The sequence below is a fragment of the Cytobacillus purgationiresistens genome (assembly GCF_030813235.1).
Taxonomy (GTDB): Bacteria; Bacillota; Bacilli; order Bacillales; family Cytobacillaceae; genus Cytobacillus; species Cytobacillus purgationiresistens.
Map to the genome: position 1 here is coordinate 23028 of NZ_JAUSUB010000003.1, position 20214 is coordinate 43241.

Consider the following 20214-nt stretch of genomic DNA (forward strand, 5'->3'; position numbering starts at 1 on the left):
GACCAAAATCTAATTACCTGTGGTCAAAATGTTGCTTCTTTTTGCTTGAAACTTCTCCAATGTGCCCCAAAAACGCTGGAATTAAAAATCACCGCACCCTTTTGGATGCGATGATGTTAATTTTCCTCTTGAATATATAATGCTAGCTTATCGAGTGCTTCGTTTTCATCTTTGCCTTCTGCAATAAGCTTTACCGTTGATCCGGAGCTTACAGCTAAGCTCATGAGTCCCATAATGCTTTTGGCATTGACTTTTTTTCCGCTTTTTTCGAGAAAAATATCCGAGGAAAAACGGTTGGCTTCCTGAACGAATAGTGCTGCAGGACGGGCTTGCAAACCAGCTTTTAATTTGACCTCCACTTGTCTTTCTACCATGACTCTACCTCCCTAAACAAATTAAGAATAATTCAGTTCGCCTGATTTTAGCTTTTCTGCAATTTCATCTATTTTACGTAGACGATGATTGATTCCTGATTTACTGATGTTTCCTCCAGAAACCATCTCTCCAAGTTCCTTTAATGTCACATCTTGATAAGCGACTCTCAGTTCAGCAATTTCTCTTAGCCTATCCGGAAGAACCTTAAGACCGACCGTCTGTTCAATATAGCGTATGTTTTCCACTTGACGAAGTGCAGCTCCGATGGTTTTGTTTAAGTTCGCAGTTTCACAATTGACAAGCCGGTTGACAGAGTTCCTCATATCTCGGACAATCCGAATATCTTCAAATCTTAATAGTGCACTATGGGCACCAACTATATTTAAAAACTCTGTGATTTTTTCAGCTTCTTTAAGATAAGTAATAAACCCTTTTTTCCGTTCAAGCGTTTTGCTGTTCAAGTCAAAGGTATTCATTAGTTCACTGAGCGCTTCATTATGTTCACTGTAAAGCGATGCGATTTCCAAATGATAGGATGATGTCTCAGGATTATTAACCGAACCTCCTGCAAGGAATGCTCCACGCAAATAAGCACGCTTGCAGCACTTCTTATTAATAAGCTCATAAGAGATATTATGCCTAAACACAAATCCTTCGCTTATTATTTTTAGATCATCCAGTATCTTGCTAGCTTGTTCTGCCAAACGGACAATATACACATTATTTTTCTTTAATCTCATTTTTTTTCTGACCAGAAGCTCTACTTGCACTTCATAATTTCTTTTAATGAGTGTGTAGATTCTTCTAGCAATGGCCGCATTTTCGGTTTGAATATCCACTATCAACTTCTTATTGGAAAAAGAGAGGGATCCATTCATCCGGATGAGCGCCGACAATTCTGCCTTCCCGCAGCAGTCTTTCGTCTCGAGATTCGTTAATTCTTTTTTAGTTTCCGACGCAAAAGACATACCTTCACCCCCTAAATGCGAATGGTCTCTAGTGGAACATTTGCTTTTTTCTCATCTTATTCTATTTGTTTCTTCCAAAATAAGATGATAGATCATTTTCGCCACTTCATTTGTATCATGTCGTATTGCACCGTTTTCGAGGCTGACAATTTCACCTTGTATGACCTCGAGACCAAGCTCGTAAAGCCGATCCATATCATAGTGTACAGGCTTTGCCATTTCCTCTATATAGCGGTCTTGAATCTGGCGAGGAATCATCTCTCTATTAACGAGTATCGTATCAATGAATGCGCATTCCATATGATCATAGATGGCTTGAACATGGTCACTCGCCCGATAGTTTAGCGTTTCCCCTGCTTGAGTCATTAAATTGCAGATATACAATTTTTTTGCTTTTGCATCGCATACCTCTTGACCTAATGTTGGAACAAGCATATTTGGAAGGATGCTCGTATATAAACTTCCAGGTCCAATGATAATTAAATCAGCTTCCCGAATGGCTTGAATCGATTCTGGAAGCGGTTTTATTTTCTCAGGAGTTAAAAATACCCGTTTGATTTTTTTCCCTGAATACGGAATCTTGGATTCACCTGATACAATGGTTCCATCTTCCACTTCAGCATGTAAAACGACACTTTGTTTGGCAGCTGGCAGTACTCTTCCTCTGACATTCAGCACTTTGCTCATCTCTTGAATCGCGTGGACGAAGTCCCCTGTAATGGAGGTCATTGCCGCTAGAATTAAGTTGCCTAGTGAATGACCAGACAACTCATTTGATGTCGTAAAGCGATGCTGAAACATTTCCTCGACTAAAGGTTCTACATCTGATAGTGCAGCTAATACGTTGCGAATATCACCAGGAGGAGGGATATTTAAATCTTCCCTCAGCCTACCCGAGCTGCCGCCATCGTCGGCCACTGTCACAATTGCTGTAATATCTACGGGATATTTTTTAAGACCCCGCAATAATACTGGCAAGCCTGTGCCCCCACCGATGATGACTATCCTCGGTTGTCTGTTCATGTAGTTTCTTTTCTCCTCTCAATGTCACGGTGAGTGATTCTCGTATTATAATCATTTTTAAAATGATTTGCGATGTATTCGGTTAGAGCGACAGATCGATGCTGGCCGCCGGTACAGCCGATGGCAATCACAAGTTGCGCCTTTCCTTCTCGTTTATAATGCGGAAGCATGAACGCTAATAGATCCGTGACTTTTTCTAAAAACTTATTCGTTTCGTTCCATTTAAGGACATACGTTGATACCTCTTCGTCCAAACCTGTTTTCGGTCTCATATGTTCTATATAATGAGGGTTGGGCAAAAAGCGTACATCAAAAACCAGATCGGCATCAATTGGTAATCCATGTTTAAAACCAAAGGACATCACATTTACTGTAAAAATGGTTTGTTTATTCACAGAGAACTCTGTCAGAATCCTCTCGCGCAGCTCTCTCGGCTTCATATCCGAAGTCTTATAGATTAACTGTGCTCTGCCTTTTAAATCTTCAAGCAGCTCGCGCTCCAGTTTAATTCCTTCCATAGGGAGCCCGGACGGTGCAAGCGGATGCGATCTTCTTGTCTCTTTATACCTGCGAACTAAAGTCGAATCATCCGCTTCAAGGAACAGAATCTCTGGCGTAATCCATGACTTGTCGGCAAGATCATCCAATGCCTTAAAGAGGTGCTCAAAAAATTCGCGGCCGCGCAAATCCATCACTAATGCGACCTTATTCATCTTATTCCCGGAATCCTTCATCAGTTCAAGAAATTTCGGCAACAGGGTAGGCGGAAGATTATCAACACAGAAAAAGCCTAAATCCTCAAAGCTTTGAATGGCAACCGTTTTTCCGGCACCTGACATACCTGTAATGATAACCATTTGTGTCTCATTGAGCGTATTCGAACTCATTATGATTCCCCCTGTTTTGAAAAAATTCAGCTTGGATCTAAGCGATAACTAATCAGCTCAAAGCTTGGTGTATACGTAAAGGTACCGTAAATCATTCCATTTCCTCGCAACATATATTCTAAAATATGATGATCTCCAGCCGCCATCGGTAAATCCTTTATCTGCTCGATTGCGTGCCAGCTTAATCTGCCTTCATCTGACTCGTCCACATTCAAACCATCTGCTTCAGTAGCAAAGAATGTAAACATCATCCATTCAGAAAGAACTTTGTCTCCTTCTTTCATGATGAAGGTGAAGATTCCCTTAATATTGGGATTCCGTAAATAGATCCCTGTTTCTTCTCTATATTCTCGGATGCAAGAGTCCCGCACTGATTCGCCTGGCTCCATTTTCCCGCCTGGTGCTACCCACCAGCCTCGTCTTGGCTTTTGCAATAACAATACTTGATCATCTTTTAATAGTACGCAGTTGGTGACCCTCTGCATCTCATTCACCTCTATTGCTGTCTATATTTTTATTTATAAGACATATTGAATGCCGTAAAAAAACAAATCCTGCTTATATTTATTCATTTCATTATACTATTTTTACTATACCTCTACAACGATGGAGAGATTTATATTCCATAGTCCATATGATAAAGATTGGGCTTACCTAATTTCTAAGAGGAAAGAGCGGTTTGAAAATAAAAAAAGAGCACAGGAGTTAGCCTGTGCTGTACAAAGGAATATATCTTTAAAAGGGGGTCAATTTCTATTTATATAATACCCGAATTTTATTTCATGAACGTTACAGGAGAGTTAAAACAAAATGACTTTTTGTAAATTTTAGCCTGATTGGATTTATTTACTTATTGGGCAGTTGCTTTTAAGCTCTCTTGCAATTCTTCAATGTAATGTTGTGCAGCCTGTGCAGCAATACTTCCATCACCAGTTGCCGTAACAATCTGGCGCAATGTTTTTTCACGAATGTCACCGGCAGCAAAGATGCCAGCTACTTTTGTTTCCATTTTTTCATTGGTTTCAATGTAGCCATTTTCATTGGTAATATCAAGACTTGCAAATGGTTTAGAAAGAGGATTCATGCCGATATACACAAACATGCCATCTGCTTTAAATTCTTTTTCTTCACCCGTTTCAGTTGACACGATGGTTACGCCGCCAACTTTACCGTCTTTTTCAATTACTTCTTTCACTGTATGGTTCCAAATGAAATCAATTTTTTCATTATTAAATGCACGGTCTTGAAGAATCTTTTGCGCACGAAGCTCATCTCGACGATGAATAATTGTTACTTTGCTTGCAAAGCGAGTTAAATACACGCCTTCTTCAACAGCTGAGTCCCCGCCGCCGATAACGACTAGTTCCTTCTCTTTGAAGAATGCACCGTCACATACCGCACAATAAGATACTCCTCGTCCCCCAAGTTCTTTTTCGCCAGGTATGCCCATTTTTTTATATTCAGCACCTGCAGTAATGATAACCGCGCGCGCTTTATATTCTTTCGATCCAGCGATAACTGTTTTATATTCCACGCCATCAATGACTTCTTTAATGTCGCCATAAGCGTATTCAGCGCCGAATTTCTTTGCATGATCAAACATTTTAGTTGATAATTCAGGTCCTAAAATATGTTCAAATCCCGGGTAGTTTTCTACTTCTTCTGTATTAGCCATTTGGCCACCGGGGACCCCGCGTTCCAGCATTAATGTTGAAAGGTTTGCACGAGAGGTATATACAGCTGCTGTCATCCCTGCAGGACCAGCGCCTGCAATTATAACATCATAAATTTTTTCTTCAGTCATGTTTTTCCCACTCCTTCAGTCCTACTTCTAAAAAAGTGTCAATTGGCAGTGCAGAAATCGACAACGTTAGGATCAATATTCATGCAACAAGCCCTTATCTACGCTTCTTGACAGCTCGAAAGTCAGTCATTTTTCCAAAAGTAGTTTTATCTATTATTGCCATCCTATACTTATCCTATAAAATCTTACAGGAAACGTCCAAAAATTTGCTCAATGCAGATAGTCATTCATTGATTGGATGTACTTCCTCAGAGTTGAAGTGGACACGCCATAGTTTTTAGCAATTTCTGTTTGTGACACATTATCATTTCTTAGTTTATGCCAAATGTACGAAACTGCACCTGCATGAGCCTGCGGATTGTTAATCTTTTGACCGGCCTTCACCATCTCAACAAATGCAGAGAACCACATCAGATACAAACCGGCTTCTACTGTGCCAACCGGACGATAATTCTTGTATAACAGCCCTGCGATATCGTGAGCAGCTGAAGTATAGTACGTATGATTGCCTGATTGAACAAATGCCAAGTAATCCTTTTCAAGCTGTGAAAATTTAAGGTTTTTCTTGATATTTGCAGATGAAAGCAGATCATTTTTCTTGCTTGAAACAGCTGTTAAAAATAACGCGAAAAGACGCTCCTCCATATGATCACTGTCGAGCTTCTTTTGAATGGAGGCATAGTGATCTTCAAACCCATTAATGGACTCACGTTCTTCATTCCATGGCTCAAAGCCAGCTTTATCCGGATTCATTTCTAATGCCTTTTTCCAGGCTGATCTTGCCAAATTCTCCAACCCGCTATAATACGCTGAATACGACAACCAATAATAAAACGGACCGTCTCCGTCGAAACCTTGTTTTTGCAATTTGCGAAGCCACCCGAACGCCAGCTCATATTCACCAATAAGCGCAAACGTTGCGCCTAGCTTATATTGATGCTCAACGGACATCGGCTTAATTTTTTTCAGCGCATCTCTTAACAGATGGACCTCTTTATAGTCGCCTTCATAATAAGAAAAGACGAGCTTATTACAAAGCGCATGCAGGTTCCCTGGATTTTCTTCAAATACTTTTGCAAGAATATCGGCTGCCTTCTCAACTTCACCTAAGTAAAAGTAAGCCAATGCTAGGTTATTGTACGCCGACCAATATTCCGGATACTCATCAATCACCGAAGTCAGCAACTCAACCGCTTTCGGAAAATGACCTGATTCCAAAAGCTCCCGTGCCTGCTCCTGCTTGTTTATGAGATCATCCTGTTCATATAGTTCCTCGTCTAACTCATCCGTCTCAAGCGTCAAAAGCTCCAGAAGCTCTTCTGTATCTTCAGCAAATTCGCCGTCCTCTTCCATTTCCATATAAAGTTTCGCATGATGATAAGCATCTTTAAAAAAACCAAGATGAGCATAGTTATTGGCCAAGAAGTAATGGCACTCCACCATCTCTTGATCAAGCTCCTCAAGAATAAGATGAAGCAGCCGATTTGATTCTGGATGTTCTCCAATCTCCGCATGAACAACCGCCAACTGACAAACAATCATCGGCTCGCCTGGTTCAAGCTGCATCGCCCGCTGTAAATATTTCTTCGCTTTATGAAAATCCCGTCGATGGTAAGCCTTCAATCCTTTTGAGAAATAATACTCACCTGTCGGGATAAATGTTAGTAACTTACCCTTCTGAAATCGTGCTTTAGAGTCTTTACTCATGAAATCCTCCATAAAATATATTAACCCAACTATTATATCATACGAGCAAGCTCATCAGGAAGGGGCTGTTGTAATAAATGGGAATTACCCAGTGATTTTCATGAAATCATCTGGTAAATCTTTTTATAAACAGAAAGTGTGAAGGGGAAGAGTAAGTTCTGTTTTTATAAGACTCGAAAGCTTGGAGGTTCTTATTTCGCAACATTCCATACGCAGTATCGGGGGAAGATAACTGGATAAACTTTCTAACTCTAAAATAAGTGAGCAGTTTATTATATAGGAGGAAATTAACCTTTACCGTATTCATATGGGCATCAGTTGAATACTTATTACAAACCATGCAAGCATTGGGAGCATTAAGTAAAACGGATAAAAGAGAACTTTTCTTAACTCCTTTAGGGCGAGAACCGATTTACCATCAGAATATAACTGCCGTCTAAAAGATAGGGGAAGGTAGAAAAAAGGTGATAATAATCCCGATCTAAGGTGAATAATGTCGGGGAAGGTAGAAAAAAAAGCGATAATAATCCCGATCTAAGGTGAATAATGTCGGAGAAGGTAGAAAAAAGCGATAATAATCCCGATCTAAGGTGAATAGTGTCGGGGAAGGTAGAAAAAAAGCGATAATAATCCCATTCTAAGGTGAATAATCTCGGAGAAGGTAGAAAAAAAGCGATAATAATCCCATTCTAAGGTGAATAATGTCGGAGAAGGTAGAAAAAAAGCGATAATAATCCCGATCTAAGGTGAATAATGTCGGGGAAGGTAGAAAAAAAGCGATAATAATCCCATTCTAAGGTGAATAGTGTCGGGGAAGGTAGAAAAAAAGCGATAATAATCCCGATCTAAGGTGAATAATGTCGGGGAAGGTAGAAAAAAAGCGATAATAATCCCGATCTAAGGTGAATAATGTCGGGGAAGGTAGAAAAAAAGCGATAATAATCCCAAATTAATAATAGTTGTAGGTTTTGAAATGACAACGCGAAAAGTTATTTGAACCAACTACCAAATAAAGACTTTATTGACTAGATTGTCAATCAGATTTCATTTAAGTGAGGCACGCCCTTTCTACTAACTTTTCTAGATCCCCAAACAAAGACCGCTTCCTCTCAATCAGAGGAAACGGTTTTCTGCTCGTGTCTGGTCTCTAACACTTTTAATACGTCTTTGATTGGCAGCTTCTGTTCGCGCAGGAGGACTAGAAGGTGATAGATCAGGTCGGCAGATTCCCATTTGAGTTCTTCGGCATCTCGGTTTTTGGCAGCGATGATGACTTCTGCTGATTCTTCTCCGACTTTTTTCAAAATTTTATCTACGCCTTCTTCAAAAAGATAGGTTGTATAGGCGCCTTCAGGGCGTTCCAGCTCACGCTCTGCGATAATCTTCTCTAGCTTAAGGAGAATGCTGTAATCCGCAACAGGCACATCATTTGCTCGATAAATGCTTTCTGAGAAACAACTTTCCGCTCCAGTATGGCAGGCTGGTCCAGCAGGGTCTATTAACACAACGAGCGCATCTTGGTCACAGTCCCATTTCATCTCGATAATCTTCTGTGTATTGCCGCTCGTTTCTCCTTTATGCCAAAGTTCGTTGCGGGAGCGACTGAAAAACCAGGTTTCACCTGTTTCTATAGACTTCTGCAAGGATTCGTGATTCATATAAGCGAGTGTCAGCACATCCTTTGTTTCGACGTGCTGGATGATCGCAGGGATTAAGCCTTTTTCATCGAATTTTACGGTGTCTATATTCATCTGACGAACACTCCTTTTTCTTTTATAAAGGCTTTGACTTCTGCTACTGATGTTTCTTTATAGTGAAATATGGAGGCGGCCAGTGCAGCATCTGCTTGGCCTTTTGTGAAGGCATTGGCAAAATGATCTGCATTTCCAGCGCCACCTGATGCAATAACTGGTACGGAAACCTTTTCGCTAACGGCTTTTGTTAAAGCTAAATCAAAGCCTTTTTTCTCTCCATCTGAGTCCATGCTTGTCAGCAGAATTTCCCCAGCACCTCGGTCGACCGCTTCTTTAACCCAATCCATCACATCTCGTTCCGTTCGAGTGCGACCGCCATGTGTATAGACAGTCCATGATTCTAGGTCTGGATCGTACTTCGCATCAACAGCAACAACAATGCATTGAGCACCAAAGTAATTCGATCCCTCGGTAATCAATTCAGGGCGATTCACTGCTGCTGTATTCAAGGAAACTTTATCGGCCCCCGCCCTTAGAATTCTTTTCATATCTTCAAGGGTGTTAATGCCTCCGCCAACTGTAAAAGGGATAGCTAGCTCTGAAGCAACTGCTTTGACAACCTCAACCATCGTTTTCCTGCCTTCATGTGAGGCTGAGATATCAAGGAACACCAGCTCATCTGCCCCTTGTTCATCATAAAAGCGTGCCAGCTCAACTGGATCGCCCGCATCACGAAGCTGGACAAATTGGATGCCTTTCACAACACGGCCATCCTTCACATCTAAGCATGGAATGATTCTTTTAGTCAGCATTACAGTTGCACCGCTTCTAATGCTTGCCGAGCAGTAAAGCGCCCTTCATATATCGCTTTTCCAACAATCGCACCAACCACACCCTCATTAGAAAATTGCTGGAGCTTGGTTAAATCATTCAGCGCACTTACTCCGCCTGATGCGATGACATTTTTCCCTGTTTCCTTTGCCAATTGACGAACTGCCTCAATATTAGGACCAGAAAGCATGCCATCTGTTGCAATGTCTGTGAATATAAATGTCTCCGCTCCCACGTCAGCGAATTTTTTACCAACATCCACAGCTTTGACTTCCGAAGTATTCTGCCAGCCATGTGTAGCAACATAGCCGTTCTTAGCATCAATACCAACCGCGATCGAGTCTCCGTATGTCTGAATCATCTTTACGGCAAACTCAGGATTGGATATGGCCACACTGCCAATGATGATACGAGAAACACCGTTTTCCAAATAGTGAATAACATCCTCTTCCGTGCGGATTCCACCGCCGATCTGAATTTTTGCACGAAGCTCTTTTGCGGCTTGAATCACGTAGGAATCATTGACTCTCTTCCCGTTTTTGGCACCATCAAGATCGACCATATGAATCCATTTCGCTCCATCAGCCGAGAAATTTTTCGCCATATCAAATGGAGAATCTCCGTAAATCGTTTCTTGATCGTAGTCACCTTGCAACAGGCGAACACATTTACCGCCCCTCATATCGATTGCAGGAAAAATCGTAAAGGTCATGATACGCCCATCCTTTCTTCAGCCATCTTTGTAAAATTAAGCAAGATTCTCATTCCGGCTTTGCTGCTTTTTTCCGGATGAAATTGCGTGCCGAATATATTTTCTTTGCCAACAACCGCAGGCACATCCACATCATATTGGCTGCTTGCAATCAGGACGTCAGCAGCTTCGGTTACTGCGTAGTATGAATGCACGAAGTAAACAAAATCTTCGTCTACCTTTTTTAATATAGGGGATTCATTAATGAACTTGAGTTGATTCCATCCCATATGCGGAACTTTGTAGGAAATGCCCTCAGCAGTGACTCCCGGAAATTTTTTTACATAACCAGGAAGAAGACCGAGACCTCTTGTTCCACCGTTTTCTTCGCTTTCTTCAAATAATAGCTGCATCCCAAGACAGATGCCTAAGAGCGGTTTTCCTGTAGCGGCAAAGTCTATGATTGTATTGGAGAGACCGGTGCGATGCAACAGCTCCATCGCATCCTTAATCGCGCCAACCCCTGGTAAGATGAGGCCGTCAGCTTCCATTAGCGCAACCGGCTCATCGGATATCAAATAGGGGACTTCAAGACGTTCAAGTGCTTTACTCACACTGAAGAGATTCCCCATTCCATAATCAATAATGCCGATCATCTATAACATCCCTTTCGTCGAAGGAACCCCTTTAATACGAGGATCAATCGTTGTTGCTTCATCAAGCGCACGGGCCAGCGCTTTGAAAACAGCTTCAATCATATGGTGCGTATTATGACCATAGTGAACAATGACGTGAAGATTTATTCTTGCTTCAAGAGCAAGCTTCCACAGGAATTCATGGACAAGCTCAGTATCGAAAGTACCGACTTTTTGGTTCGGGAACTTTGCACGTATTTCAAGGTGAGGGCGATTGCTTAGATCAACAACGACTTGTGCCAGTGTTTCATCCATTGGTACAAATGCATTGCCATATCGTTTGATACCTCGTTTATCACCGACCGCTTCTTTAATCGCAAGACCGAGGCAGATGCCGATATCTTCCGTTGTATGGTGATCATCGATTTCTACATCACCATTAGCGTCGATCGTCAAATCGAACTGGCCATGCTTTGCAAACAAGTCAAGCATATGGGTCATAAATGGCACGCCTGTATTTAAATCACTGTCGCCTTCCCCATCTATGTTCAGTGATAGCTGAATGTTGGTTTCATTTGTTTTTCTTCTCAATTCTGACGTTCTTGCCATTTCGCATCTCTCCCATCATCTTAATCTTGTTTCAATCGATCTTGCATGAGCCTCTAAGCCTTCTTGCCTTGCAAACGCTGCGATTTTTTCTCCGTTCTGCTTTAATGCTTTTTCACTATAGAAAAGAATGCTAGATTTTTTTTGAAACTCATCCACACTTAACGGACTGGAGAAACGGGCGGTACCATTCGTAGGCAGCACATGATTTGGACCAGCAAAGTAATCCCCAACTGGTTCAGGACTGTATCTGCCGATAAAAATCGCACCGGCGTGGCGAATACTTCCGAGCAGTTCCATTGGATTTTCCGTTAAGATCTCTAAGTGTTCTGGAGCAAGCTGATTGATCTTTTCCACCGCTTGATCGATTGTTTCCGTCACATAAATGGCCCCATAATTTTCAACAGATTGACTGGCTATTTCATACTTTGGCAGCGTTGATAGTTGTCGGTGAACCTCTGCTTGTACAGCCTCTGCCAAACTTTGCGAAGAGGTTACAAGGACACTGCTAGCCATTTCATCATGCTCTGCCTGGGAGAGCAGGTCTGCTGCCACCTCTACCGGTATCGCTGATTCATCTGCCAGAATGGCAATTTCACTCGGGCCTGCAATCATATCAATGGCAACATCACCAAATACTTCTCGCTTTGCTAATGCAACAAAAATATTGCCAGGTCCCGTGATTTTATCGACTTGTTTAATGGTTTCTGTCCCATATGCCAGCGCTGCAATCGCTTGGGCACCGCCGACTTTATAGATTTCAGCTGCACCTGCAATTTGAGCTGCTGCGAGGACGGCTGGCGGAAGCTTCCCTGTTTTTTGATCAGGGGGTGAAGTGATTACGATTCGCTTCACACCTGCTACTTGAGCTGGGATGACGTTCATGAGAACGGAGGATGGGTAGGCCGCTTTTCCTCCTGGTACATATAGGCCAACTGAATCGAGTGGCGTAATTTTCTGTCCAAGAATCGTTCCGTTTTCCTCTGTTGTCATCCATGAGTTTTTTAGCTGTTTTTCATGATAAGAGCGGATATTATTCGCTGCCTCTTTTATGATTGAAAGCATATTTTCGTCGAGTAATCGATAGGCTTCTGCTATTTCTTCCTCTGATACTTTAAGGTTCTGAAGGGCAATGCCATCAAATTTTTCGGTGTAGTTGATTAAGGCTTGATCTCCCTCAGCACGGACCGTTTCAATAATCACTTTGACTGTTTGACGCTGTACTTCCGTTCCGTTATCAACCGATCTTTTTATCGATACTGCTTGATCTGCATGAATAATCTTCATCCGGTTTCGCCTGCCTTTATCCCGCTGATTACTTCCGTTAACCGCTCGACAACCTCGCTAATGCGAGCATCCTTCATTCGATAACTGACCGGGTTCACAATCAATCTCGATGTAATGTTTACGATTTCCTCATATTCCACGAGGCCATTTTCTTTTAATGTTCGGCCTGTAGATACAATGTCGACGATTCGATCAGCAAGACCAATGAGCGGAGCAAGCTCGATTGAGCCATTCAGCTTGATGATTTCTACCTGCTCACCTTGTTCTCGAAAATAAGCGGCAGCAACATTTGGATACTTCGTTGCCACTTTAGGTGCAACATCGTTCATTTTTGTATTTGGGATACCTGCAACTGCAAGATAGCAGGCACTAATTTGCAAGTCTAGCAGTTCATAGACATCTCTTTCTTCTTCAAGCATGACGTCTTTTCCGGCAATGCCAAGGTCAGCCACACCATGCTCGACATATGTCGGGACATCCATTGGTTTTGCTAGAATAAAGCGGAATTTCTCTTCTGGAACATCGATAATGAGCTTGCGTGAATCATCAAATTCTGGAGGCAGCTGGAATCCGGCTTGTCTGAGCATGTAGGCAGCTTCGGTAAAAATACGTCCCTTTGGCATGGCGATTGTTAATATATCGTTCATTTCATTGCCTCCTTTGCCTTTCCGACTAAAAAGGTAATGTCATTATATTGGTTGGAGCAAGCGTCGATGTCTTTGACGCCATTAATATCCTGAAGTACAACTTTTTTCCCTATCTGGCGCTGCTCTTGGGCAAGCCTGTACGCCTCTTTCCTTCTTTCTGAGCTAAATACGATGCATATGACCTGCTCTATCGGCTCGTTCATTCCTAGAGATTCGAGCAGCCGATCAAGTCTGATGGCAAAGCCTGTCGCACCGGAGGGCTTACCGAATTTTTCAAGCAAGAGATCGTACCGACCGCCACTTCCAATCGGAAAACCAACATTGCCAGCGTAGACTTCGTATAATATCCCCGTATAATAGCTCATATGACTGACGAGGGTTAAATCAAATTTGACGCTCTTTTCCTGGCCGTAATCCGTAATGATTTCCCATAATAATTGCAGCTCTGATAATGCTTCTTTTCCTTGATCATTTTCTATTAAACTATAAGCTTCTGAAATGACTTCTTCTCCCCCCCGAAGTTTTAGGAAATGGAGAAGACGCTGTTTATCGATGGAAGAGAGTGCAAGACCGCCTACATGCATGCGGTAGCCGACATAGTTTTTCTCATATAAGTATCTTGTTAATGCCTCTACCCTTTCTTCCGTGCCAAGGATCTGGCGGAAAAACGCGCGCACAAAGCCGATATGACCGACTGAAAGTTGAAAATTTTCGAGTCCTGCCGCTTGAATAACAGAGGTGATGAGGGCCACACTTTCCCCATCGGCACTAATTGTATCGTCCCCAATGCATTCCACCCCGATTTGTTCGAATTCCGCCGGGCGTCCACCCTCTCTTTGCTGGGCTCGAAAGACGTTGGCAGAGTAGGCTAATCTAATGGGCATATTGTCTTTTAAGAGCTTTGATGCCGCAATTCTAGCAATGGGTGCCGTCATATCTGGACGTAAAACGAGCGTATGCCCCTCGTGATCTAATAACTTGAACAGCTGCTGATCGAGAATCGCAGATGCTGAACCAACTGTTTCGTAATATTCTAATGTTGGTGTTTCAATAAATTGAAAACCCCATTGTTTCATTTCCGTTGCCATCACTGTCCGAATACTGTGTTTCATATCATATAAATTAGGCAGGGTATCCCGCATGCCTAATGGTTTTTCAAACATAAATAACCGACTCAAGGAAGCTCACCTCTTATGATAAAAAGTTCCATTGTACTAATAGGCCACTCTTTCAATATCCTTTAGTTCGCTAACGTGGTAGTAAAATGAAGTTATTAGTAGTTTACGCTCAATAAACCCATTAGTCAACCACTTTACACACAATTTTTAGAAAAATCATATTATGATACGACTAGGGTGCCTGTCACCCCCATATTTCTACATATTTCGACTTTGTTGTTGTCGAATGATGGGGGTGACAGGCACCCACTCCATTCGACAACAACAAAAAAGCTAACATTTCACATGGGAAATGTTAGCTTTTTTGTTGTTTTGTTGTTTTAAGTTAGTTATTCTGGTGTTGTCTTGGTTGTTGAATAGATCGGGTCTTCTGCCCAGCGCTGGGTCATTTGGTCTTTTGTGTAGATGATGCGCATGGGGTTTCCGCCAACGAAGGCGCCTGCTGGGACGTCTTTGTGAACGAGTGTTCCGGCGGAGACGATGGCGCCGTCACCAATTTCCACCCCTGGGAGGATGGTACAGTTGGCGCCGATCATTACTTCACTGCCGATTTCTACTGGACCTAAACGATATTCCTTAATCAAATATTCATGCGCAAGAATTGTCGTATTGTATCCGATGACTGTGTTGCGGCCAACGCTGATTTTTTCAGGGAACATTACATCCAGCATAACCATTAGTGCAAAGGATGTTTGATCCCCTACCGTCATGCGCAAAAATGTACGGTACAGCCAGCTTTTTAAACCTAAGAAGGGTGTATATCGAGCAACCTGAATCACAACAAAATTCTTCACTACCTTCCAAAAAGGAACGGTTTTATAAACATGCCATAGTGAGTTCGCTCCTTCAACAGGAAAGCGCTCCGTTCGTCTCATCCTTCTTCACCCTCAACGATATCAAGCAAATCAGCCATACTTTCCAATATATAATCTGGATCAAATTGCAATAAATGCTCTTTGCCCTTTGAGGACCATGCGACACCCGCTGTCCGCACTCCTGCATTCTTCCCGCCGAGAATATCATGATGATTGTCACCAATCATGATCGCCGATTCGGGTCTTGAATCCAACAGCTCAAGCGCCTTTAAAACCGGTTCTGCATCAGGCTTCGGAAGCTCCACATGATCAATAGCCACAACCACATCAAAAAATTCATCAAGCTTCGTCAGCTTTAAGCCCTTCTCAACGATATCAGACATCTTCGTCGTCACGATTCCAAGCTTATATCCTGACTCTTGCAATGTTCTTACTGTCTCATATACGCCGTCAAACTCCTTAACAAGGACATCATGATGCTCCTTATTATAGCTTCTATACATTAACAGCATTTCTGAAGTTTTCTCAGGATCAACAGAATCAAACGATTCCTGCAAGGTCGGTCCCATAAATGGAAGAACATCCTCACGCTTATAGTGATCTGGATAAAAATGATTCAACGTATGAAGAAACGAAGAAATAATCAATTCATTTGTATCAATCAGTGTGCCATCTAAATCGAATAATACTGTATCAATTTTAGCCATAAGATGCTTCCTTTCTAGGCTTAGTCTCTGCTCTCTTCCAAACAAAAGCCACAACTACGGTCAATATAATCGCCACCACTAACCGAATCAGCAATAGCGGCAGTATCGGTATGCCTAATGGAATAAAGATTAACGTGTCCTCTACCACTGCATGGCATGCAACCAGGAAAATGAATGCAAGAGTCACATCTTTCTTACTCACGCCATCTTCCTTCACCGCCTGAATCATTACTCCAGCACCAAAGGCAAGACCGAACATTAACCCCGCAGCTAATGTTGTTGAAGTATTCTCCTTCATTCCGAGCATCTTCGTGAAAGGTGTCATCCATTTTGAAAACACCTTTAACCACTCGCGGTCTTTTAAAATCTGAACCACAATCATTAGAGGAATCACAATCATCGCCAACTGAAAAATGCCAAGGGATGCCTTCTCAACTGCATTCATTAGTATCTGCATCCATCCAGATACTTGCTCTTCACTCGCTTGAACCAATCCATATTTCGCAATTTCAGTGCCACCCTGCCAGACCAGATTAATAATAATCCCAGAGATCGCTGCCAGACCAAGCCTTACAGCGAGCACAATCCACAGCTTCACACCTACCTTAATCGCTACACTAGATTCAATCAGCAAGTTATGGGAAAACGAAAGCATAACCGCGATAATGAATACTTCCTTCACCGAGAGCTCCAGTGTTAAAATGGCGCCAATCCCTGCATATACATTCAGAAAATTCCCCAATACTAGCGGAATCGCCGCATCCCCTGACAAACCAAATATACTCATCAGCGGTGTAATAAACTCGATTATCCACGGCAAAACAGGTGTATGCTGCAGCAAAGCAACGATCAAGGTTACGGGAAAGATGATTTTCCCTAAAGTCCAAGTTGTCTTTAAACCAACCTTCAAGCCCTCTTTAACAGAATGAAGCATGATGTCTCTCCCCCGATCTCCTTCTCACTATTTCTTCGGTTTATCTAAATATCTTTCCTTCGAATAGCCTTTCACTCTTCTAAAAATCCACAAGGCAATCGCACCGATGATCAACACTATTGAGATCGTTTGTGCCGCGCGCAGGAATTCTGTTACCATCAAACTATCTGTACGCATGCCTTCGATGAAAAAGCGGCCAACCGAATACCAAATCACATAGGTTAAAAAAAGCTCTCCTCTTCTCAGGTTAACTCGTCTCAAGGCAATCAATAAGAAAAACCCTGCAAAATTCCATAATGATTCATATAAGAATGTAGGGTGATAATACGCACCATTAATATACATGCCATTAATTATAAACTCAGGCAAATATAGATTTTCTAAAAATTGTCTCGTTACTTCTTCACCATGCGCCTCTTGGTTCATAAAGTTGCCCCAGCGTCCAATGGCCTGACCTAGAATAATACTTGGCGCCGCAATATCGGCCAATTTCCAAAAGGAAACCCCTCTTTTTTTCGCAAAAATATAAGCCGTAATGACAGCCCCTATGAGTGCACCGTGAATCGCTATTCCGCCATTCCATATCTTAATAATTTCTCCGGGGTTTTGAATATAATAATCCCATTGAAATATGACATAATAAAGGCGGGCACAGATAATAGAAATAGGAATCGCCCAAAGCATTAAATCAGCCATGATATCTTTTCCAAGCCCTCTTTTTTCCGACTCCCTCATCGCAACAATCAGCGCCAAAGCTATACCGATACCGATTATGAGTCCATACCATCTAACCTCCAATGGCCCTAAGGAAATGGCAATCGGATCAATTGGTGTTATCGTCAGTAGCATAATCACTTCTCCTTCTGTATGTAATCTCTCTAGAGAGAGCCGCTTTAGCGGTCTTCATGATCGCCATCTTCAATCACATCTGACAGGCGATTTGTAAACTGTTCAGCCGCATTAACTCCCATCCGTTTCAAACGGAAGTTCATGGCCGCTACCTCAATAATGACTGCCAAGTTTCGGCCAGGACGAACTGGAATCGTCAGCTTCGTTAGCTCCGTATCAATAATTTTCATCTTTTCCTCATCAAGGCCAAGTCTATCATATTGCTTCTTTGAATCCCATATTTCCAAATCCATCACAATCGAAATTTTCTTAAATCGGCGGATAGCTCCTGCCCCAAATAGTGTCATGACATTAATGATACCTAGGCCGCGAATTTCCAGCAAATGTTCTATTAATTCTGGTGAGCTTCCCACTAGTGTGTCCTCATCCTCTTGGCGTATCTCCACACAATCATCCGCCACAAGGCGATGCCCGCGCTTAACGAGCTCCAACGCAGTTTCACTTTTACCTACACCACTTTTTCCAGTAATCAATACGCCGACACCATAAATATCCACTAAAACACCATGAATGGCCGTCGTTGGTGCCAACTTGCTTTCAAGAAAATTGGTTAATAAACTAGAAAACCTTGTTGTTTTTTGCTTTGTACGAAGAATTGGCACTGCTTCACGCTCAGCCGCTTCAATTAGTTCCAGCGGGATTTCAAGATCTCTCGTGACGATGATCGCGGGTGTAATATCCGAGCATAGGCGCTCCAATCTAACCTCACGTTCAAGTTGATTCAGCTTTTCCGTAAAGGAAAGCTCTGTTTTTCCTAATAGCTGAATGCGCTCAGCTGGAAAATAATCAAAGTACCCCGCTAACTCAATTCCTGGTCTTGATATATCGCTCGTCGTTATCGGACGATTGATTCCTTCTTCACCGCTGATCAACTCTAAATTAAATTTCTCTATAACATCCTTCGTCCGTACCTTTGGCAAATGACTTCCCCTCCTTTGATCAGAAATTCGATTCATCTATAAAAAAGAAAAATAAGGCCGTTTTATTATTTTTTGGCTGTTATCGTATACTTTGTTGCTTTTCGCAGGTAGTGGTTGATTTCCTCTCCAGGTGCTCGCTTTCCGCACACCCGTTCCAATCAACTTTTTTATCAACGGTTTATCAAAACCTATGAAAAAACAACAATCCTTTAGAAAAGAGCCTATTTTTTCATTATATGCACTTTATTTTAGCATTTTTTTCAATAGAACCGAAATGAATGATGATTATTTTTCTCCTTAAAGCTATATTAAAAGATAATCACGCAAAAGTCTTTCAAGTGATAAGATAATTTTATTCAATCCTTTTGAAACGGAGCGTTCCTAATGACCTTAACCTTACTAAAAAACGCCCAAGTCATTACAGTAGAGAAACTGATTCCTAATGGCTTTGTGTTAATAGAAGATCATATCATTGTTCAAGCAGGAGGGATGATAGACCTGCCCGCCTTGGATGCGGCGAAAACAAAGGTCATTGATCTAGAACCTGATTACTTCATCAGCGCTGGCTTTATTGACATGCATATTCATGGTGCAGGCGGAGCAGATGTAATGGATGCTACTGAGGAAGCTTTAAACACGATAGCACAAATGCTGCCTAAAGAAGGCACGACAAGTTTTCTTGCTACGACTATGACACAGGAGCATCACAAAATAGAATCAGCTTTAATAAACAGTTCCGCTTTCAATAGTCCTCCAGGACAGGCTGAAATATTGGGTGTACACCTTGAAGGCCCTTTTATTAATCAAAATAAAGCCGGGGCTCAGCCTCGTGAATATATGGTAGAGCCAAATATTCAGCTTTTTAAAAAGTGGCAAGCCGCTGCAGATAACCAAATTAAGGTTGTCACTTACGCACCCGAAATAGATATTGACATGGCCTTTACCCGCTACTTAGCAGCCAGAGGAGTGATTGCTTCTATCGGACATTCTGATGCCCAGTTTTCCGAAGTATGTTCAGCAGTGGACGCAGGCGCAACAAACGTGACGCACTTATTTAACGGTATGCGCGGTATGCATCATCGAGAAGCAGGTGTGGCAGGTGCTGCACTCCTAATTGAAGAGCTTACAGCAGAAATCATCGCAGACGGCATCCATGTAACCCCAGAAATGGTTCAGCTCGTATACAAAACAAAAGGAATGGATCAAATTCTTCTTATCACTGATAGTATGAGAGCTAAGTATTTACGGGAGGGAGAATACGACCTCGGTGGCCAGCGGGTCACTGTCAAAAATAAAAAAGCACAATTAGCTGATGGCACACTCGCTGGCAGTATACTCAAAATGAATGAAGCGGTTAAAAATATCATTGCATTTGCCGGGGCGGATGCATTGGAAGCCATTCAATCTGCAAGTATGAACCCTGCCAAAAATTTAGGAATCTATGACCGCAAAGGAAGTATTGCCAGTGGAAAAGATGCGGACCTGGTCGTGCTGGATAAGCACCTTAATGTGGTCATGACGATTTGCAGAGGAGAAATTGGTTATTCCCGTGAGAGCTAAACAAATCACAAACAAAAAAAGGCCAGTGCGATGACT

Annotated in this window: 21 protein-coding genes; 1 reads left to right on the top strand and 20 read right to left on the bottom strand. The window is 42.1% G+C overall.

Annotated elements, in window-relative coordinates; all coding sequences use genetic code 11:
• Positions 1 to 116: 116 nt before the first annotated feature.
• The 20 genes from J2S17_RS04325 to hprK all read right to left on the bottom strand — a co-directional run bounded on the left by J2S17_RS04325 (position 117) and on the right by hprK (position 18618).
• Complete coding sequence (locus J2S17_RS04325) at positions 117 to 374, bottom strand: HPr family phosphocarrier protein (protein ID WP_307472271.1); 258 nt, start codon at positions 372 to 374, stop codon at positions 117 to 119.
• A 21-nt stretch (positions 375 to 395) separates the two neighbouring features.
• On the bottom strand, positions 396 to 1343 hold the full coding sequence (whiA, locus tag J2S17_RS04330; protein WP_307472273.1) for a DNA-binding protein WhiA: 948 nt from the start codon (positions 1341 to 1343) through the stop codon (positions 396 to 398).
• A gap of 51 nt (positions 1344 to 1394) precedes the next feature.
• Positions 1395 to 2366 (bottom strand): gluconeogenesis morphogenetic factor MgfK, encoded by a 972-nt coding sequence (mgfK, locus tag J2S17_RS04335; RefSeq protein ID WP_307472274.1) that lies wholly within the window; start codon positions 2364 to 2366, stop codon positions 1395 to 1397.
• A complete protein-coding gene (gene rapZ / locus J2S17_RS04340) occupies positions 2363 to 3253 on the bottom strand; it encodes an RNase adapter RapZ (RefSeq protein WP_307472276.1) in 891 nt (296 codons plus the stop codon). The genes mgfK and rapZ overlap by 4 nt, the downstream gene beginning before the upstream one ends.
• Positions 3254 to 3279: 26 nt before the next feature.
• Complete coding sequence (locus J2S17_RS04345; RefSeq protein WP_307472278.1) at positions 3280 to 3738, bottom strand: NUDIX hydrolase; 459 nt, start codon at positions 3736 to 3738, stop codon at positions 3280 to 3282.
• A 365-nt stretch (positions 3739 to 4103) separates the two neighbouring features.
• Entirely contained in the window at positions 4104 to 5057 is a 954-nt protein-coding gene (gene trxB / locus J2S17_RS04350) for a thioredoxin-disulfide reductase (RefSeq protein WP_307472280.1), read from the bottom strand.
• 210 nt (positions 5058 to 5267) lie between these two features.
• Positions 5268 to 6764, bottom strand: coding sequence for a tetratricopeptide repeat protein (locus J2S17_RS04355; RefSeq protein ID WP_307472282.1), 1497 nt, complete (start codon positions 6762 to 6764; stop codon positions 5268 to 5270).
• A 1109-nt stretch (positions 6765 to 7873) separates the two neighbouring features.
• Positions 7874 to 8515 (bottom strand): bifunctional phosphoribosyl-AMP cyclohydrolase/phosphoribosyl-ATP diphosphatase HisIE, encoded by a 642-nt coding sequence (gene hisIE, locus J2S17_RS04360; RefSeq protein WP_307472284.1) that lies wholly within the window; start codon positions 8513 to 8515, stop codon positions 7874 to 7876.
• Positions 8512 to 9270 (bottom strand): imidazole glycerol phosphate synthase subunit HisF, encoded by a 759-nt coding sequence (hisF, locus tag J2S17_RS04365; RefSeq protein WP_307472286.1) that lies wholly within the window; start codon positions 9268 to 9270, stop codon positions 8512 to 8514. Before hisF ends, hisIE begins: the two co-directional genes overlap by 4 nt.
• The gene (hisA, locus tag J2S17_RS04370; protein WP_307472289.1) at positions 9270 to 10001 is read right to left on the bottom strand and encodes a 1-(5-phosphoribosyl)-5-[(5-phosphoribosylamino)methylideneamino]imidazole-4-carboxamide isomerase; all 732 of its coding nucleotides are present in this window, start codon (positions 9999 to 10001) and stop codon (positions 9270 to 9272) included. Before hisA ends, hisF begins: the two co-directional genes overlap by 1 nt.
• On the bottom strand, positions 9998 to 10636 hold the full coding sequence (hisH, locus tag J2S17_RS04375; RefSeq protein ID WP_307472292.1) for an imidazole glycerol phosphate synthase subunit HisH: 639 nt from the start codon (positions 10634 to 10636) through the stop codon (positions 9998 to 10000). The genes hisA and hisH overlap by 4 nt, the downstream gene beginning before the upstream one ends.
• Entirely contained in the window at positions 10637 to 11224 is a 588-nt protein-coding gene (gene hisB, locus J2S17_RS04380) for an imidazoleglycerol-phosphate dehydratase HisB (protein WP_307472294.1), read from the bottom strand. It abuts the gene before it with no gap.
• 15 nt (positions 11225 to 11239) lie between these two features.
• The gene (hisD, locus tag J2S17_RS04385) at positions 11240 to 12508 is read right to left on the bottom strand and encodes a histidinol dehydrogenase (RefSeq protein WP_307472295.1); all 1269 of its coding nucleotides are present in this window, start codon (positions 12506 to 12508) and stop codon (positions 11240 to 11242) included.
• Positions 12505 to 13155, bottom strand: a complete 651-nt coding sequence (gene hisG / locus J2S17_RS04390; RefSeq protein ID WP_307472297.1) for an ATP phosphoribosyltransferase — start codon at positions 13153 to 13155, stop codon at positions 12505 to 12507. The genes hisD and hisG overlap by 4 nt, the downstream gene beginning before the upstream one ends.
• Positions 13152 to 14333, bottom strand: coding sequence for an ATP phosphoribosyltransferase regulatory subunit (locus J2S17_RS04395; RefSeq protein ID WP_307472299.1), 1182 nt, complete (start codon positions 14331 to 14333; stop codon positions 13152 to 13154). Before J2S17_RS04395 ends, hisG begins: the two co-directional genes overlap by 4 nt.
• Before the next feature lie 329 nt (positions 14334 to 14662).
• Positions 14663 to 15208 carry an acyltransferase gene (locus J2S17_RS04400; protein ID WP_307472300.1) on the bottom strand — a complete coding sequence of 182 codons (546 nt, stop codon included), beginning with the start codon at positions 15206 to 15208 and terminating at the stop codon, positions 14663 to 14665.
• Positions 15205 to 15855 carry a pyrophosphatase PpaX gene (gene ppaX / locus J2S17_RS04405; RefSeq protein ID WP_307472302.1) on the bottom strand — a complete coding sequence of 217 codons (651 nt, stop codon included), beginning with the start codon at positions 15853 to 15855 and terminating at the stop codon, positions 15205 to 15207. Before ppaX ends, J2S17_RS04400 begins: the two co-directional genes overlap by 4 nt.
• Positions 15848 to 16789: a nucleoside recognition domain-containing protein gene (locus tag J2S17_RS04410; RefSeq protein WP_370874952.1), complete on the bottom strand. Its 942-nt coding sequence runs from the start codon at positions 16787 to 16789 to the stop codon at positions 15848 to 15850. Before J2S17_RS04410 ends, ppaX begins: the two co-directional genes overlap by 8 nt.
• 27 nt (positions 16790 to 16816) lie before the next feature.
• Entirely contained in the window at positions 16817 to 17638 is an 822-nt protein-coding gene (lgt, locus tag J2S17_RS04415; protein ID WP_307472304.1) for a prolipoprotein diacylglyceryl transferase, read from the bottom strand.
• Positions 17639 to 17682: 44 nt separating this feature from the next.
• Positions 17683 to 18618: an HPr(Ser) kinase/phosphatase gene (hprK, locus tag J2S17_RS04420; RefSeq protein ID WP_307472306.1), complete on the bottom strand. Its 936-nt coding sequence runs from the start codon at positions 18616 to 18618 to the stop codon at positions 17683 to 17685.
• Between the two features lie 384 nt (positions 18619 to 19002).
• On the opposite strand from hprK, the gene nagA reads away from it, so the two are divergent.
• A complete protein-coding gene (gene nagA, locus J2S17_RS04425) occupies positions 19003 to 20178 on the top strand; it encodes an N-acetylglucosamine-6-phosphate deacetylase (RefSeq protein ID WP_307472308.1) in 1176 nt (391 codons plus the stop codon).
• The last annotated feature ends 36 nt before the right edge of the window (positions 20179 to 20214 follow it).